This window comes from Flavobacterium macacae, from assembly GCF_003865365.1.
GTDB classification, from domain to species: Bacteria; Bacteroidota; Bacteroidia; order Flavobacteriales; family Flavobacteriaceae; genus Flavobacterium; species Flavobacterium macacae.
In genome coordinates, this window is the sequence record NZ_RQVR01000003.1 from 41,989 (window position 1) to 59,788 (window position 17,800).

The following is a 17,800-nucleotide window of genomic DNA, read 5'->3' on the forward strand; positions in this document are numbered from 1 at the left end:
GAAATGCTTCGAAGAATTATATCTAAATAGGGGTTCACTTATTTATTTCCATTTAAAATTTTTCTCGATTGCTTTAATCATTTCTCCTGCAATGTCTTTGTTTGTAGCGCCTTCAATTCCTTCCAAACCTGGAGAAGAATTCACTTCTAATAAAAGTGGTCCTTTTGAAGAGCGGATAATATCAACTCCGGCTACTTTTAAATTCATTGCTTTTGCAGCCTTAATCGCGATTCTTTTTTCTTCGGCAGTCACTTTGATGATCGAAGCGGTGCCGCCCAAGTGAATATTTGCCCTAAATTCTCCTGGCAAAGCTTCTCTTTGGATTGCTGCAACCACTTTTCCGTCGATTACAAAACAGCGAATATCTTTTCCGTTGGCTTCTTTGATGAATTCCTGTACTAAAATATTAGCATTTAAGCTTTTAAAGGCATTGATTACTGATTCTGCCGCTTTTTTTGTTTCTGCCAAAACGACACCTTTTCCTTGTGTTCCTTCTAGTAATTTTACGATTAGGGGAGAACCGCCTACCATTTTAATCAGGTCGTCAGTATCCAATGGTGAATTTGCAAATCCGGTTGTTGGGATATCCACGCCGTGATTTAATAACAATTGCAGAGAATATAATTTGTCGCGCGACTGCGTAATTGCTGAAGCGGAATTCAGGCAAAACACTTTCATTGCTTCAAATTGTCGTGTCAGGGCGCATCCGTAAAAAGTAATGCTTGGGCGAATTCTAGGGATTACGGCATCAAAATCACTCAAGATTTTTCCACCTCTATAATGGATTTCAGGTTTTGTGGCATCCAATTTCATATAACATTCCTTGATATTCAAAAAATGCATTTCATGGCCACGAATTTCACCGGCTTCCATAATTCTTCTGTTCGAATACAATTCGGGATTGCTGGCTAAAACGGCTATTTTTAAACCGTTTTTTTCTTTTTCAGAATTTGGATATAATGCATTTAATTCTTCAGAGGTAGGCTGTCCCGAGAGGTATTTTTCTTCTGGATCTACCAAAACGCGTCCGCTCATGGCTTCACGCCCCAAAAGCATGCGGAAACCCATTGAATCTCGATTGGTCAAGGTCATTTCAATAGGCCAATTATCATTTCCGAAAACCAAAGAAGTCGAGATTACATAACGCTGTTCGCGGAAACCGCTGGAACTTTTCACTACTCTTTTATCAATCAAGCGCGCTTCGCAATGGATGATTGTTTTTAGATTATTTTGAATGGGATTGATGTCAAACTTGACCCAGTTTTCACCTTCCTTGACGAAAGGAGAAATGTTAACTGCGTGAAGTGCAGACGTTTTTGCGCCAGAATCGACGCGGGCTTTTATGGTTGGAATTCCTAGTTCGGGAAACGAGCACCATTCTTCGCTTCCAAGAATAACTTTACTTGCGGACATATTTAGTTTATTGATATCGACCAACTAAAGTACTACTTATTTTAGAATGTAATAATAATTTTAGGTTATTATTATGGTTGATTTTAAGAAAAAAAATAACCGCAAATTCACAGATTTTTTAATTAAATCTAGAATTTGCGGTTACAATATGTAAGTCTGAATCGTTTAGCTTGTTGGTTTTTCTGCTTTTTTTACATCAACAGTAAGTTCCTGGGCTGCTTCGTCTAAATCCATATATATTAAATCTCCGACCAAAATTTTGGAAGTGATAATTTCTTCTGCAAGAGCATCTTCTACATATTTTTGGATCGCTCTTTTTAATGGCCTTGCTCCAAATTGCTTGTCAAAACCTTTGTCAGCAATAAATGCTTTTGCTTTTTCAGACAATTCTAAATTGTAGCCCAATTCAGAAACTCTAGCGTATAATTTTTTCAATTCGATTTCAATAATCAAATCAATATGTTCTTTTTCAAGAGCGTTGAAAACAATGACGTCATCAATTCTGTTCAGGAATTCAGGGGCGAAGGCTTTTTTCAAGGCATTTTCGATAACGCTTTTTGAATAGTCGTCAGATTGCGCTGTTTTTGCAGCTGTTCCGAAACCAACGCCTTGTCCAAAATCTTTTAATTGACGCGCTCCAACGTTAGAAGTCATTATGATTATCGTGTTTTTAAAATCGATCTTGCGGCCTAAACTATCGGTCAAAAATCCATCATCCAAAACCTGCAACATCATATTAAATACATCTGGATGCGCTTTTTCAATCTCGTCTAAAAGCACCACGCAATATGGTTTTCTACGAACTTTCTCGGTCAATTGGCCGCCTTCTTCATATCCAACATATCCTGGAGGCGCACCAACCAATCTTGAAATCGCAAATTTCTCCATGTATTCGCTCATGTCGATACGAACCAAAGCATCTTCAGAATCAAATAATTCTTTTGCCAAAACTTTCGCCAATTGCGTTTTACCAACACCAGTTTGACCTAAGAAAATAAATGAACCGATAGGGCGATTTGGATCTTTTAATCCAGCACGATTTCTTTGGATTGAACGGGCAATTTTTAATACTGCTTCTTTTTGTCCAATAACTTTATTTTCAATAAGTTCAGGCAGTTTAGCTAATTTATTACTTTCAGTTTGAGCAATTCTATTTACAGGTATGCCAGACATCATAGATACGACATCGGCGACGTTGTCTTCGGTTACTTTTATTCGGTTGTTTTTTGAATCTTCTTCCCACTGTTCCTGCGCGATCGCCAAATCTTTTTCGATGCGTTTTTCATCATCGCGAAGTTTAGCGGCTTCTTCATATTTCTGTTTTTTGACAACCGTATTTTTAAGTTCGCGAACTTCTTCCAATTGGCGTTCTAAATCCAAAATTTGTTTTGGAACATCAATGTTTGTAATGTGCACGCGAGAACCTGCTTCGTCTAAAGCATCGATCGCCTTGTCTGGAAGAAAACGCTCCGACATGTATCGATCCGTCAATTTTACACAAGCTTCAATGGCTTCCTGTGTGTAAATTACGTTGTGGTGGTCTTCGTATTTGTTCTTGATGTTGTTCAAGATCGTAATTGTTTCTTCAACCGAAGTCGGTTCCACAATCACCTTTTGAAAACGTCTTTCTAAAGCGCCGTCTTTCTCAATATATTGTCTGTATTCATCAAGAGTTGTAGCGCCAATACATTGGATTTCACCTCTTGCCAAAGCTGGTTTGAACATATTGGAAGCATCAAGAGAGCCTGTTGCGCCACCAGCACCAACGATGGTGTGAATTTCATCAATAAAAAGAATAATATCATCATTCTTTTCCAATTCATTCATCACGGCTTTCATGCGCTCTTCAAACTGGCCACGGTATTTTGTTCCAGCAACTAAACTCGCCAAATCAAGCGTTACGACACGTTTGTTGAATAATATACGAGAAACTTTCTTTTGGATAATTCGCAAGGCAAGTCCTTCTGCAATCGCAGATTTCCCCACTCCAGGTTCTCCAATTAAAAGCGGATTGTTCTTTTTTCTACGGCTTAAAATCTGTGAAACACGCTCGATTTCTTTCTCACGCCCCACCACAGGGTCTAATTTTCCTTCTTCGGCCATTTCTGTCAAATCGCGTCCAAAATTATCAAGAACCGGGGTTTTTGATTTCTTGTTCGATTTGTTTGCTGGCGTATTGAAAGCGCTTTCTTTTAAACTGTCATCTTGTCCTGAATCGTCATTATACGACTCGTTTTTCGGCAAATCATTCAAGAATTCTTCTTCGCTGTTTGGTGTCATATTTATGTATTGTTCTTTAGCTACGTCATAATCGATTTTCATCTTATTCAGCAACTTGGTTGTGGGATCGTTTTCGTTTCTCAAAATGCACAATAAAAGATGTGCAGTGCTGATTGAAGGGCTTTGAAAAACTTTAGCTTCCAGGTAAGTCGTCTTCAGGGCTCTTTCGGCTTGACGGGTTAAATGAAGGTTTTTCTTTTCATTGCTGACTTCAACATTTGGATTTGCAGGGCTTAAAATTTCGACTTTTCTGCGCAAATGCTCTAAATCTATTGATAAATTATTCAGTATACTTATTGCTTTTCCGTTTCCATCTCTCAAAATCCCCAACATTAGATGTTCTGTACCAATAAAGTCGTGGCCTAAACGCAAGGCTTCTTCTTTGCTGTAAGTGATTACATCTTTAACTCTTGGTGAAAAATTATCATCCATAATATATACTATTGGTATTTGAAATTAATAATTATGTGTTGGAGATTGCAAAAATCATACCCTGACATAAGTACTGACAGCTAAGTGACAAAAAAATAATCAGAAATAAAAATTAAATCAGAATATTTATTAACCACAAGGTAGTAGAATGCTGTTGATAAATCTCGGAAATTTATGTTAAAAATTAGGGTTTAAAAGTTCTGAAATGCGTATATTGGCACGTTTTGAAACGAATATAATTTTTAATATAAATACTTATGTCTGAAGGAGAAAAGTTAATTCCTATTAACATTGAAGACGAGATGAAATCATCTTACATCGACTATTCGATGTCGGTAATTGTATCAAGAGCGCTTCCTGATGTTAGAGATGGTTTAAAACCCGTACATAGAAGAGTACTTTATGGTATGTATGAATTAGGAGTTTTTTCTAATAGAGCACACAAAAAATCTGCAAGAATTGTTGGAGAAGTTCTTGGAAAATATCACCCACACGGCGATACGTCAGTTTATGACGCAATGGTTCGTATGGCTCAAGAATGGAGTTTGCGTTATCTTTTGGTTGACGGCCAAGGTAACTTTGGGTCTGTCGATGGAGATAGTCCTGCAGCAATGCGTTATACAGAGGCAAGAATGCGTAAGATTTCTGAGGAAATTATGGCTGATCTTGACAAAGAAACCGTTGATTTTCAATTAAACTTTGATGATACTTTAGAAGAGCCTAAAGTAATGCCTACAAAAGTTCCTGTTTTATTAGTAAATGGTGCTTCTGGAATTGCGGTTGGTATGGCTACAAACATGGCGCCTCACAACTTGACGGAAGTTATCGATGGTACTTTGGCATATATTGACAATGAAGATATTGAAATTGACGAATTGATGAACCACATCAAGGCTCCGGATTTTCCAACCGGAGGTATCATTTATGGATATGATGGCGTTCGTGAAGCCTTTAAAACCGGAAGAGGAAGAATTGTAATGCGTGCTAAAGTTGGCTTTGAAGAAGTTGACGGAAGAGAATGCATTATCGTAACAGAAATTCCGTACCAGGTCAATAAAGCTGATATGATCAAGAAAACAGCTGATTTGGTTAATGAAAAGAAAATTGATGGTATTTCGAATATTCGTGACGAGTCTGATAGAAACGGTATGCGTATCGTGTACATCTTAAGACGTGACGCGGTTCCAAATGTTGTTTTGAATACACTTTACAAATTTACGCAACTGCAGTCTTCTTTCAGTGTGAACAACATTGCTTTGGTGAAAGGAAGGCCGCAAATGCTGAATCTAAAAGAATTGATTCATTATTTCGTAGAACACCGTCACGAAGTGGTTGTTCGTAGGGCACAATATGAATTGCGCAAAGCGGAAGAAAGAGCCCACATTTTAGAAGGTTTGATTATTGCTTCTGATAATATTGACGAAGTAATTCAATTGATCCGTTCGTCAAGCAACACCGACCAAGCGAAAGAAAAATTAATCGAAAGGTTCAAGCTTTCTGAGATTCAGGCCAAAGCAATTGTTGAAATGCGTTTGAGACAGTTGACAGGTCTGGAACAAGATAAATTGCGTGCTGAATACGAAGAAATTATGAAATTAATCACTCATTTGAAAGAATTGCTTGCGAGCAAGGAAATGAGAATGGACTTGATTAAAGAAGAATTGAACGAAATTAAAGAGAAGTATGGCGATGCGCGTCGTTCCCAAATTGAATATGCTGGCGGTGACGTAAGTATTGAAGATTTGATTGCGGATGAAAACGTAGTTATCACGATTTCTCACGCAGGATATATCAAAAGAACAAATCTATCTGAATACAAAACTCAGAATAGAGGAGGAGTTGGGCAAAAAAGTGCTGGTACAAGAGATCAAGATTTCTTGGAACATTTATTTGTGGCCACAAACCACCAATATATGATGTTCTTTACGCAAAAAGGAAAATGTTTCTGGATGCGCGTTTATGAAATACCGGAAGGTTCCAAAACGTCAAAAGGTAGAGCGATCCAAAACTTGATCAACATCGAAAACGATGATAAAGTGAAAGCTTTCATCTGCACGCAAGATTTGAAAAACCAAGATTACATCAATTCACATTATGTAATTATGGCTACTAAAAAAGGCCAAGTTAAAAAAACGCTTTTGGAGCAATATTCTCGTCCAAGGGTAAATGGTATCGCCGCGATTACTATTAAAGAAGATGATGAATTGTTAGAAGCAAAATTGACCAATGGTGAGAGCCAAATCTTGATTGCTGTAAAATCTGGAAAATTAGTTCGTTTCGAAGAAGGAAAAACGCGTCCGATGGGAAGAAGCGCTTCTGGAGTTCGTGGAATCACTTTGAGAGATGAGCAAGATGAAGTGGTTGGTATGGTTTCTGTAAATGATATGGAAAGTGAAATTCTGGTTGTTTCTGAAAAAGGATACGGAAAACGCTCTTCTCTTGATGATTACAGAATCACAAATAGAGGTGGAAAAGGTGTGAAAACATTGAGTATCACTGAAAAGACTGGAAGCCTGATTTCGATCAATAATGTGACGGATGCTGACGATTTGATGATTATCAATAAATCTGGATTGACTATAAGAATGGAAGTTTCTGACTTGAGAGTTATGGGAAGAGCAACGCAAGGAGTTCGTCTTATCAACATAAAAGGAAATGATTCGATTGCGGCGGTAACAAAAGTAATCCGTGAAGAAGCGGTTATTGAAGAAACTATAGAGGGAGAAGAAGTCTTGAATGTGGAAGCAATTTCAAACCCAGAGATTTCTGATGATATTGCGGAAGGAACAACGGAAGAAGCTGAAGATCCAGAACAAGAAACGGAAGAATAATTTATAAAAAAGAAAAAGTATGAAAAGTAAATATGTATTATTAGCTTCAGCTCTTCTAATTTCGAGCGTAACATTTGCTCAGAAAGACGAGTTGAAAGTGGCAGAAAAAGCTTTAAAAAGTGGAAATGCAAGTGAAGCAAAAGCTTCTCTTGATAAAGCAGAGGGATTAATTGCAAATGCAGATGATTCTCAAAAAGCACAATTTTATTTCTTGAAAGGAAATTCAAGTCTTGAATTGGCTAAGAAAAAATTGGATGAAGGAAATAATTTAGTTAATGCAGCAAAAGCCTATAGTCAACTTTTAGATATTGAAAAAGCATCTAAAAAATCAAAATACACTAAAGAGGCGGAGGCTTCATTGGCTGTTGTAAAGAGTTTGTTAGTAAATTCTGCAATTGCGGATAATAATCAAAAAAAATACAAAGAAGGTACTGAGAAATTGTATCAAGCATATCTTTTAGATAAAAAGGATGTTGTGTATTTGTATTACGCAGCTTCAAATGCAGTAAATTCACTTGAATACGACAAGGCATTAGAATATTATAACGAGCTTAAGGAAATGAATTATTCTGGAGAAGCAACTTTTTACGCAGCAAAAAACAAACTTACTGATGAGTTTGAAAACTTTAGTACTGTTGCTGAAAGAGATAGAATGGTGAAATTAGGAACTTATGATACTCCAAAAACAATTCAAGAACCTTCAAAAAGAGGTGAGATTTATAAGAACATTGCGTTAATTTATAATACAAAAGGTGACGTTGCGGCTGCGAGAAAAGCAGTTGCCGATGCTAGGGTAGCAAACCCAAATGATGATTCATTGGTTTTAACTGAAGCTGAACTTGCTTTAAAAGCTAATGATTTAGTAGGTTACAAACAATTGGTGACTAAAGTTTTGGAGAAAAACCCAACTGACCCAACTTTGTTCTATAATTTAGGTGTTATTGCTGCACAAGCCAAAGAAAATGTTGAGGCTGAAAAGTATTATAAAAAAGCAATTGAATTAGATGCAAAATATACAAATGCTTATTTGAATCTTGCGGTAATGAAATTAGAAGCTGATCCTGCAATTGTTGAAGAAATGAACAAATTAGGAACTTCTGCTAAAGACAACAAAAGATATGATGAGTTGAAAGCAAAAAGACAACTATTGTTCAAAGGAACATTGCCTTATTTGCAAAAAGCGAATGAATTAGAACCAAAAAATGAAGCGGTTTATTCTACTTTGTTAAACGTTTATAATTATCTTGAAATGATGGAGGAAGTTAAAACGTTGAAAGCAAACTTCAATAAGTAATGGCTTTTATTTAAAAAAAATCCCGAAAGTAATTTCGGGATTTTTTTTAAATTATTTTTTTAATGACTCTCAGCTTATGCGTATGCCTGTTGATTTCAGCATTGTAAATTCCTAAGTGGTCCAAACGGTCAATCCTGACTTTTCCGCTGGCGTGGATGATGTAATTATCGTCCATAATAATCCCAACGTGGATAATTTTTCCTTCTTCATTATCAAAAAAAGCCAAGTCGCCGGGTTCGCTTTCTTCAATAAAGCTCAAAGCTTCTCCTTGCGTGGCCTGCTCAGAAGCGTCTCTCAGTAATTTATAGCCGTTTAACTTATAAACCATTTGCGTTAACCCCGAGCAATCAATGCCGAAAGGCGTTTTTCCGCCCCACAGATAAGGTGCGTTCAAATACATGAAGGCAGTATTGATTAAATTTGATTTCGGCTTCACACCGCTTATTTTCATTCCTTCAAATTCAAAACCTGATTTGTTAATGCCAGGATTGCTTAAAAAAGAAAGTGAAGCCCCTAAAGGAATTGGCAAAAGCAAATTGGCAGGCGAAGTTATGTATTCAATCAGGTCGGCATTTAGAATAAACGACTCGTTTGAGAGCTGGTTGAACTCATTTTCTGAAATTATCTGGAATTGTTTTTCGTCAACCCAACCTTCATAATCATCAAAATGCAATTTTATTTTAGACCATTGTTTGTCTTGTTCCAACACCGTAAAGTGTTCGCCAAAAAGTACTTGCGATACGATTTCGCTTCTGTCACTAGGTTCTGATCTTAAAGGGATAATGGCTAAATTACAAATTCCAAACATTGCCAATTGCGTTAAATTAAATGATGAATTCCGGATTTAAAGATACAAAATCATTTAAATCCAAAATCCATCATTAAGTAATATATTTCTGCTTATTATTTACGCTCTTTCAATCACGATTGCAGACGCACCGCCACCGCCATTGCAGATTGCTGCAGCGCCGATTTTTGCATTGTTTTGTTCTAAAACGTTCATTAAAGTAATGATGATTCGAACTCCAGAACAGCCCAGCGGATGTCCAAGTGAAACTGCGCCACCATTTACGTTAACTTTGTCATTCTCTAATCCTAGGATTTTTGCATTTGCCAAACCAACTACAGAAAAAGCTTCGTTAAATTCGAAGAAATCTACATCTGAAATTGAAATTCCAGCTTTGTCCAAAGCTTTCGGAAGTGCTTTTGCAGGGGCAGTCGTAAACCATTTTGGTTCTTGGGCAGCATCAGCATAGCTTTTAATATAGGCCAATGGAGTCAATCCTAAAGATTTTGCTTTTTCTTCGCTCATCAAAATTACAGCACCGGCGCCATCATTAATTGTTGAAGCATTTGCAGCAGTAACAGTTCCGTCTTTCGTGAAAACAGCGTTTAACGAAGGGATTTTGTCTAATTTTACATTAGAGTATTCTTCATCTTTAGTCACCATTATCGGGTCTCCTTTTCTTTGTGGAACCGCAACTGGAACGACTTCGTTATCAAATTTTCCAGCTTCCCAAGCTTTTGCAGAACGCTCGTATGATTGGATTGCAAAATTATCTTGTTCTTCTCTAGTGATTTTATATTCTGTAGCACACAAATCGGCGCTGACTCCCATTGCATTATTGTCGTAAGCATCTGTCAATCCGTCTTTCTGCATTCCGTCAACCATTGAAGCAGGGCCAAATTTATATCCATTTCTCAAGTGGACATAATGCGGAATCAAACTCATGTTTTCCATTCCTCCGGCAACGATGATTTCGGCATCGCCACTGATGATTGCTTGGGCGCCCATCATAACCGCCTTCATTCCTGAAGCACAAACCTTATTGACAGTTGTAGCTATTACAGAATTAGACAATCCTGCTAAAAGTGCCGCTTGGCGAGCAGGTGCTTGACCTACGCCAGCCTGTACAACGTTCCCCATATATACTTCATCAACCAATTTTGGATCTAAATTGATTTTGTCTAAGGCACCTTTTATTGCAACAGCTCCCAATTGTGGAGCAGTAACTGTTGAAAGAGCTCCCATAAAACTTCCGATTGGAGTTCTTGCTGCAGCTACGATTACTACTTTTTTATTCATAATTGTTTTAGTTCTTTGATTATTTTGCGAATTTAATGATTTTTGAACAATTTTAAAACCAATTTTTATGTTTTATTCAATTGCTTTACGTCGGCAAAATTAATAATTAAATTTACTAAAACGATATAGTGGCAGTGTAAATTTGGTGCAAACCTAATCTTTCATCAGTATTAAGTTTGTTTAAATTTCAGCAAAAACGGTGAAATGAAGTTATTCTGGGGAATTCTTTAAAAAAAGATGTTGCGTATATTGTTGAGTCTGAATGTTTTTTAAATTTTATGAAAATAAAAGTAAAAAAAAAGAGGAAAAAGCTTGGTATTTGTTGAATGTTGCCTTAGATTTGCAACCGCAAAAAGAGATAAGTTCTTTGTGATTTAAGGAGAGTTGCCTGAGAGGCCGAAAGGACATGTTTGCTAAACATGCGTATGGGAAACTGTACCAAGGGTTCGAATCCCTTACTCTCCGCTTTTTTTGTTGCTTTTCGGGGTGTAGCGTAGCCCGGTTATCGCGCCTGCTTTGGGAGCAGGAGGCCGCAGGTTCGAATCCTGCCACCCCGACTACAAAACTTTTACCATTTAAGTTTTAAAAGATAAATGGAGGCATAGCTCAGCTGGATAGAGCACCTGCCTTCTAAGCAGGCGGTCGAAGGTTCGAATCCTTCTGCCTTCACAAGAAACGATACTGGAAACAGTATCGTTTTTTTGTTTTATAAGAAATTCAAAACACTTTTTAAAGAACCTCTAAATCGACAATCTTGTTAAGGTTTAAAAGAAGCGGGAACGATTGAAAATAGCCCTGATGGTTGCGATTATCCTTTTTTTTGCTGGTGTTCAGCAAAAAAGATAATGTACACCAGTAGCAAATTCATGTAAAGTATTCGGAAGCTTGGCTCAAAAAAAAATCCCAATTACCATAAAGCAATTGGGATTTGGTGATTTTACTACGTACTATTTTTGATCAATATATGTTTTGTTTCCGTTTTTATTGATGTAATATTTGCCTCCTTTCGGGCCCGTATATACTTTTTTTCCGTTGTAAGTTTCTCCAGAAGCTTTATCAGAAACCGATGCTTTTGCTTCTGTTTTTGAAGTCACGGCTTTGTCTTTTGCTTTTGCCACGTCTTTTTTAGCTGTGGTTTTGGCGGCATCTGCTTTTGTTTCTGCTTTTTTGGCAGCTTTGTCCGTGTCTGCTTTAGCTTTAGCCGTTTTTTGTTCCACGGTTACTTTGGTTTTTTGTGTCTTTGTTTCTTGGGCATTCATAAAAACTGAAAACAGCATTGCTATTCCTAAAAAGATACATTTTTTCATAATTCGTGTTTTTAATTAGAATTAAATTTAGTAAATTAATTGATACAAATACATAGATTTGCATTTAGAACTTAAATCTTTTGATGATTATGAAATATTCATTGCTAATATTGTGCCTAATTTTTTTTGTTGCCTGTAAAAATCCAAAAGAGGCCGTTTATAGCGATGCTCTTTTAGGAAATACTTCGTACATCAAAGAAAACGCAACCTTGCTTGATGCGGCAAAGATGAATTTGCATGATAGTACCTTTGTGAATTTGAAAGAATATGGAAAAGATTTTTTCTATGATATGAAATATGCGACTTCTGATAATTTTTTGAAAGCGCAAGTGTATGACTGCCCAGAATGTTACTTGCGTTTAAAGACTGTAAAGGCGTTGATGAAGGCCAATCAAGAATTTGTGAAGTTGGGCTATAAGATTAAAATGTATGACTGCTACAGGCCGTTAGACGTCCAGAAAAAGATGTGGGCGATTGTCAATAATCCTATTTATGTTGCAGATCCAGCGAAAGGGTCAATTCACAACAGAGGCGGGGCGGTTGATATTACTTTAACGGATTATAGCGGAAATGAACTGGATATGGGGACATCTTTTGATCATTTTGGACCAGAAGCGGCGCATGATTTTAAAGATCTTTCGGCAGAAGTTATTGCCAATAGAAAATTATTGAAAACGGTGATGCAAAAAAACGGCTTTAGGACTTTTGCATCAGAATGGTGGCATTATAATTTGGCAAATGCTTCTACAATGCCAGTTTCCAATTTTACTTGGGATTGCAAAAACTAAATTACTCTTCGATACATTTTAAATGATCGATAAAGAAATTTTGAGGATATGATGTTTCATTGCTCAATTCAGAAACAATTTCTCTTTTCATAATATAATCAACCATTTCAGAGGCATATTTGATTCTAACAAAGGAAATGGGCGATTTTTTTAATTCTTCAATTGAGTTTTTCATAAATAAAAAATTGGCCGAAGTGATTCTTACCGATGCACCTGTAGTTTGATCAAGAACAGTTGAGCCACAATTTCCCTCTTCAGAAATAATCATTGTCATAATTTTTCCGTTTTCAAGCTGTAAATAAATCTTTGAAGTGCTATCAAAACAAGTAGCTTTTATGAAATCTTTGCTTTTTTGAATATTTTGAAAATTTAAAACAGGCGTTCCATCCGCATTTATAAGAGAAAAGAAAATATTGCTAGAGCTTCCTGCAAAAACTTTTTCGTAAATAATTTTTTGCTTTGTTTCTTTATAAGTTCCTATTGAGTCCTTGAAATTAGAACTGAATTCACAATCTTTTTGAGCATATAAACTGGCTTGAACCATTAAGAAGGCAATTAAAAGCAATCGTTTCATTATTCTGTTTTTATTTTGGTGCAAAGTAAGACAATTTTGGCATTATTCAAATCGGTAGTAAAAAAACAATACATGTTTCCGCCGTCAGCAATTTTCCACTTTTTCCGAATGTTTTCGACTGTTTCCGGAAAATTTCTAACAGTGATATTGGCTTTTTTATTTTGGAGGAACGTTTTCATTTCCGCTTTTGCGTAAGGAATAATCTGCTCAATTTGAAAAGTTCTTCCTGGAAAATCGATGATTTCTTCAGAAGTATACAGGTGTGAATTTCCGTGCAATTTGTCAATTTCGAATAAAAAACTCACGGCATCAAAAGCGCCAGATTTCATTATCGAACTATTGGGTTCATAAATGTATTTTTTCGGAAGTCCTAAATTGGCGTAATAATTTTGGCTTAAATCAAAGTCTAACTTTTCAATTTTATCTTTTAAAATATTGACGGTTTTGATTTCAATAGCACCAGAATACCCCTTTTTTATTTCCCATAAAAGTTCTTTTACTTCGTTTTCTAAAGCTACAATATGAATGGCTTTTACATTCGAAAGTTCTATTAATCCGGCTGAAATATCTAAAATCGGAGCTGTTTTAATTAGGATATTTTCAGAATAATTAAAATAAGTTTCTAATAATTCAGGAACATTAGGCAGACAATCTTTCAGCATGAAAACCTTTCCTTTGATATCGCTTCTGCGGGAAGGATCAATGTAAATCCAATCAAATTTTCGCTTTAAATTCTTTAGAACATCAATACTGTCGCCTGCAAAACATTTGATGTTTTCGGCTTTTAATTGCTGAAAATTATGGTTAACGATGTCTGATAATTCATAATTCATTTCGCAATGGACAACTGATTTAAATTTCTTCGAGAAATAAAAATCATCCACCCCAAAACCTCCAGTCAAGTCAATCAGGCTTTCGCCAGAAATGATTTCAGATTTATACAAAGCTGTTTTCTCGGAAGAAGTTTGCTCTACTGAAATCTTTGAAGGATAAATGATATTTTCGGTTTGAAACCAAGTCGGAAGTTTGTTTTCCGCTTTTGATTTTGCTGTAATCTGGTTTAGGATAATAGCAAAATCAATTTCAGGAAACGGATTTTTTTTGAACGCCAATTTTGCCACATCGCTGTGAATATTGGCATTTATAAATTCTTGTATTTCGTTTTTTAAAATGTCTAAAGTCAACTTAAATTCCTCTGGTTAATACTTTTACTACGGGATTTTCTGGAAAAAATTCTTTGACAACTACTTTGATAATTGTGTAAAGCGGTACCGCCACAATCATTCCCAAGACGCCAAAAAGAAAACCGCTCGCCAAAATTACGATAAAAATTTCCAATGGATGCGAATTGACGCTGTTTGAAAAAATTAAAGGTGTAGTCACATTGTTATCAATTATTTGCGCAACTGAATACCCAATCAAAACATATAAAGTCGTTGAGAGCATATCGCCTTGAGATTGCGGATCCATATGGCCAAGCATGGTTAAAACAGCGACTAAAGCCGTTGCTATCAGCGGTCCTATATAAGGAATGATATTTAAAAGTGCGGTGATAAAAGCGATAATAAAAGCATTTTCTACACCAAAAATCAATAGCACGATCAAGTACAAAATAAATAAAATGGTTACTTGGCCAATCAAGCCAATAAAATAACGGCTCAATAAATGATTGATCTTGCGAAATGAATTTAAAATTTTTCCTTCGTGCTCCTCTGGCAAAATCTTTCTGGCGTTTACCGCAAAAAGTTTTTTGTCTTTTAAGAAAAAGAAACTAATAAAAATGACCGAACCAATTGCCATTCCAATATTTCCAAGTGTTCCCAAAATCGAATTTAAGAAATTGGGAATAAAGTTTAAGTTGAGTTTTGAAGCGATATTTGATTCTTTCAGCATATTTTCTGCATCAATATTGTGGTCAGAAAAATACGTTTTGAGTTGTTGTACAAGTTGCGTCAAGTCATTTTGAAGCTTTTCCGTATCAAGAAGCGATAGGTTTTCACTTTGTGAAATGATCAATGGCACAAACATCATGATGAAACCGGCCAAAAGCAAAATGAAGAAAATCATTGTGACAAGTACCGCTACAATGTGATTAAATTTTAATTTTTTTTCTAAGAACCTTACAATCGGACTTCCTATCATGCTTACAATTAAAGCGATAAAAATAAAATAAATGACAGGCTGAATTAAGTATAAAATATAAAGCAGAAGCAAGGCTCCAGCCGTAATGATTAAGGCGCGTAAAATTCCGTTACCAATTGTTTTTGAGGTTACCATAAGTTTAGTTTTGTTACTCTAATTTAGGTAAATTATTTTGTATAGCTCAAATTTTAAGAAATTAGATTTTAATTTTTAAGCTAAACAGTTAAAGTTCAAAACAGTTTGATCTAATTATTGAAAATATAATTAACAATATTGGCGCCCATTTTTAGGGCTTTTTCACGAACTTCTTTCGGGTCGTTATGCACTTCTGCATCTTCCCAGCCGTCGCCCAAGTCGGTTTCATAAGTATAAAGCAGGGCTAGTCTGTTTTCGATAAAAATGCCAAAAGCTTGCGGTCTTTTATTATCGTGCTCATGAATTTTTGGCATTCCGGTTGGAAATGAATAAGGCTTTTGAAAAATGGCGTGATTAGCAGGAATTTCAACCAGAGAAGCGTTTGGAAATACTTTTTTTAATTCCTTGCGGATGTATTCGTCCATTCCATAATTGTCATCAATGTGCAGAAAGCCTCCAGAAGTCAAGTAATTTCGAAGGTTTATCATTTCAGAATCGCTAAAAACTACGTTTCCATGGCCGGTCATGTGAATAAACGGATACGAAAGTAAATCAGGACTACCTGGTTCGACAGTTCCTGGTTTTGCAGTGATTTTTGTTCCAATGTTTTGATTGCAAAATTTAATCAGATTTGGCAAAGCCGTCGGATTTCCATACCAATCCCCACCGCCACTGTATTTTAAAAGAGCGATTTCTTGCGCATTTCCGGCTATCGAAATTAGAATCAGTAATGCAAAATATATTTTTTTCATCATAAATTATTCATTTATAAAAGCAACGCTGTGGCAAGCGACAACTGCAGCGGTTTCGGTGCGAAGTCTTGTATTTCCCAACATTACGGCAAGATAATTATTTTCTAAAGCCAATTTGATTTCTTTTTCAGAAAAATCACCTTCAGGACCAATTAAAATAGTAACGTCTTGCTGGGGTTGAACTACATTTTTCAATGATTTTTTATCCGTTTCTTCGCAATGCGCAATCAATTTCAAGCCTTGTTTTTCTTGTTTTAAAAAGTCTTTTAAAGCAATCGGTTCGTTTAATTTTGGAAGATAATAATGCAGCGATTGTTTCATTGCCGATTGAAGTATCTTGTCAAATCGATCGGTTTTGATAATTTTTCTTTCCGAATGGTCGCAGATAATTGGCGTGATTTCACTGATGCCGATTTCGGTCGCTTTTTCTAGAAACCACTCAAAACGGTCGTTCATTTTTGTGGGAGCTACCGCCAAGTGCAAATGGTATTTTAAAGGGGCCTCTTTTTCGGAAGAGACTATTTTTACTTGGCATTTTGAATCAGAAGCCAACGTGATCTCTGTTTTAAATAAATAGCCTAATCCATTGGTTACAAATAAATTGTCGCCCTCTTTTTTGCGTAAAACTTTAATGATGTGTTTGCTTTCTTCTCTATCAAAAAAATAGATTTCTGCGTCTTCAGTTATATTCTGATTGTAAAATAATTGCATAATTAAAATTCGATTCTTGCTTTTGAAACAACAGTATTGTCTTCAAAATTTTGAGATAAATATTTTTGATAACCAACGATTCCAATCATCGCCGCATTATCGGTTGTGTATTCAAATTTGGGAATAAATGTTTTCCAGCCGTATTTTTTTTCGCCTTCTTTCAGGGTTTTTCTAATTCCTGAATTTGCCGAAACGCCACCGCCAATTGCAATCTGTTTGATTCCGGTTTCTTTAACGGCTAATTTTAATTTATCCATTAAAATTTCAATGATGGTGTGCTGGATTGAGGCGCAAATATCATTCAGGTTTTCTTCAATGAAATTCGGGTTTTCCTTGACTTGTTTCTGGATGAAATATAAAATGGCCGTTTTTAATCCGCTGAAACTGAAGTCCAATCCAGGAACCCTCGGTTTGGTAAACGCAAAAGCTTTTGGATTTCCCAATTGGGCATATTTGTCAACCAAAGGCCCACCAGGATAGGGAAGTCCTAATATTTTTGCACTCTTGTCAAAAGCTTCTCCAACGGCATCATCAGTGGTTTCTCCGATAATTTCCATATCAAAAAAATCATTGACTTTCACAATTTGAGTATGGCCTCCGCTAATGGTCAGGGCTAAAAAAGGAAACTCAGGTTTTTCAAATCCTTCTTCATCTATAAAATGCGCCAAAATATGCGCATGCATATGATTTACAGCAATTAACGGAATTTTCAATGCCAATGCTAATGATTTGGCAAAAGAGCTTCCCACTAAAAGGGAACCCATAAGTCCCGGACCTTGCGTAAAAGCTATTGCATTTAACTGATTTTTGTCGATATTTGCTTTGCGAATGGCCATCTCGATAACCGGAACGATATTTTGCTGGTGCGCTCTTGAAGCCAATTCAGGAACAACACCGCCATATTCGCCGTGAATGCTTTGGCTTGCCACCACATTTGACAAGACTTTATCGCCTTGCATTACGGCCGCCGCAGTATCATCGCAGGAGCTTTCAATGGCCAAAATTAAAAGAGAATTATTTCCCATAGAAGGGCACGGATTTTGAATTATATTTGA

14 protein-coding genes and 3 tRNA genes are annotated in these 17,800 nt (G+C 36.2%); 6 read left to right on the forward strand and 11 right to left on the reverse strand.

All coding sequences use genetic code 11. The features are described 5' to 3' along the window. Window positions 1-42: 42 nt before the first annotated feature. Together rimK and EG849_RS03550 are read right to left on the reverse strand one after the other, a co-directional pair. On the reverse strand, window positions 43-1,413 hold the full coding sequence (gene rimK / locus EG849_RS03545; RefSeq protein ID WP_125011712.1) for a 30S ribosomal protein S6--L-glutamate ligase: 1,371 nt from the start codon (window positions 1,411-1,413) through the stop codon (window positions 43-45). Window positions 1,414-1,578: 165 nt separating this feature from the next. Beyond that, window positions 1,579-4,125, reverse strand: coding sequence for an ATP-dependent Clp protease ATP-binding subunit (locus EG849_RS03550; RefSeq protein WP_125011713.1), 2,547 nt, complete (start codon window positions 4,123-4,125; stop codon window positions 1,579-1,581). Between the two features lie 257 nt (window positions 4,126-4,382). Between EG849_RS03550 and gyrA the strand changes: the two genes are divergently transcribed. After that, window positions 4,383-6,956, forward strand: a complete 2,574-nt coding sequence (gene gyrA / locus EG849_RS03555; RefSeq protein ID WP_125011714.1) for a DNA gyrase subunit A — start codon at window positions 4,383-4,385, stop codon at window positions 6,954-6,956. 19 nt (window positions 6,957-6,975) lie between these two features. Further along, window positions 6,976-8,250, forward strand: coding sequence for a tetratricopeptide repeat protein (locus EG849_RS03560; protein WP_125011715.1), 1,275 nt, complete (start codon window positions 6,976-6,978; stop codon window positions 8,248-8,250). Between the two features lie 46 nt (window positions 8,251-8,296). On the opposite strand, the gene EG849_RS03565 is transcribed toward EG849_RS03560, so the two are convergent. Both EG849_RS03565 and EG849_RS03570 read right to left on the reverse strand, forming a co-directional pair. Continuing rightward, a complete protein-coding gene (locus EG849_RS03565) occupies window positions 8,297-9,058 on the reverse strand; it encodes a C40 family peptidase (RefSeq protein ID WP_125011716.1) in 762 nt (253 codons plus the stop codon). 99 nt (window positions 9,059-9,157) lie between these two features. After that, the gene (locus EG849_RS03570; RefSeq protein ID WP_125011717.1) at window positions 9,158-10,336 is read right to left on the reverse strand and encodes an acetyl-CoA C-acyltransferase; all 1,179 of its coding nucleotides are present in this window, start codon (window positions 10,334-10,336) and stop codon (window positions 9,158-9,160) included. Window positions 10,337-10,714: 378 nt separating this feature from the next. On the opposite strand from EG849_RS03570, the gene EG849_RS03575 reads away from it, so the two are divergent. From EG849_RS03575 to EG849_RS03585, 3 genes are all read left to right on the forward strand, one after another. Further along, window positions 10,715-10,801: transfer RNA gene (locus EG849_RS03575), tRNA-Ser, on the forward strand. 17 nt (window positions 10,802-10,818) lie between these two features. Then, window positions 10,819-10,893 (forward strand) — tRNA-Pro (locus EG849_RS03580). A gap of 38 nt (window positions 10,894-10,931) precedes the next feature. Next, a tRNA-Arg gene (locus EG849_RS03585) sits at window positions 10,932-11,005 on the forward strand. A gap of 278 nt (window positions 11,006-11,283) precedes the next feature. On the opposite strand, the gene EG849_RS03590 is transcribed toward EG849_RS03585, so the two are convergent. After that, on the reverse strand, window positions 11,284-11,643 hold the full coding sequence (locus EG849_RS03590) for a hypothetical protein (protein ID WP_125011718.1): 360 nt from the start codon (window positions 11,641-11,643) through the stop codon (window positions 11,284-11,286). Between the two features lie 89 nt (window positions 11,644-11,732). On the opposite strand from EG849_RS03590, the gene EG849_RS03595 reads away from it, so the two are divergent. After that, a complete protein-coding gene (locus EG849_RS03595) occupies window positions 11,733-12,431 on the forward strand; it encodes a M15 family metallopeptidase (protein WP_125011719.1) in 699 nt (232 codons plus the stop codon). Window position 12,432: 1 nt separating this feature from the next. On the opposite strand, the gene EG849_RS03600 is transcribed toward EG849_RS03595, so the two are convergent. The 6 genes from EG849_RS03600 to tsaD all read right to left on the reverse strand — a co-directional run bounded on the left by EG849_RS03600 (window position 12,433) and on the right by tsaD (window position 17,770). Continuing rightward, on the reverse strand, window positions 12,433-13,005 hold the full coding sequence (locus EG849_RS03600) for a hypothetical protein (protein ID WP_125011720.1): 573 nt from the start codon (window positions 13,003-13,005) through the stop codon (window positions 12,433-12,435). Further along, entirely contained in the window at window positions 13,005-14,189 is a 1,185-nt protein-coding gene (locus tag EG849_RS03605) for a class I SAM-dependent methyltransferase (protein ID WP_125011721.1), read from the reverse strand. The genes EG849_RS03600 and EG849_RS03605 overlap by 1 nt, the downstream gene beginning before the upstream one ends. A gap of 1 nt (window position 14,190) precedes the next feature. Then, entirely contained in the window at window positions 14,191-15,282 is a 1,092-nt protein-coding gene (locus EG849_RS03610) for an AI-2E family transporter (protein WP_125011722.1), read from the reverse strand. Between the two features lie 110 nt (window positions 15,283-15,392). Continuing rightward, on the reverse strand, window positions 15,393-16,034 hold the full coding sequence (locus tag EG849_RS03615; RefSeq protein ID WP_199732249.1) for a DUF4159 domain-containing protein: 642 nt from the start codon (window positions 16,032-16,034) through the stop codon (window positions 15,393-15,395). 6 nt (window positions 16,035-16,040) lie between these two features. Further along, window positions 16,041-16,745, reverse strand: coding sequence for a 16S rRNA (uracil(1498)-N(3))-methyltransferase (locus tag EG849_RS03620; protein ID WP_125011724.1), 705 nt, complete (start codon window positions 16,743-16,745; stop codon window positions 16,041-16,043). A gap of 2 nt (window positions 16,746-16,747) precedes the next feature. Further along, window positions 16,748-17,770, reverse strand: a complete 1,023-nt coding sequence (tsaD, locus tag EG849_RS03625) for a tRNA (adenosine(37)-N6)-threonylcarbamoyltransferase complex transferase subunit TsaD (RefSeq protein ID WP_125011725.1) — start codon at window positions 17,768-17,770, stop codon at window positions 16,748-16,750. Window positions 17,771-17,800: the final 30 nt, after the last annotated feature.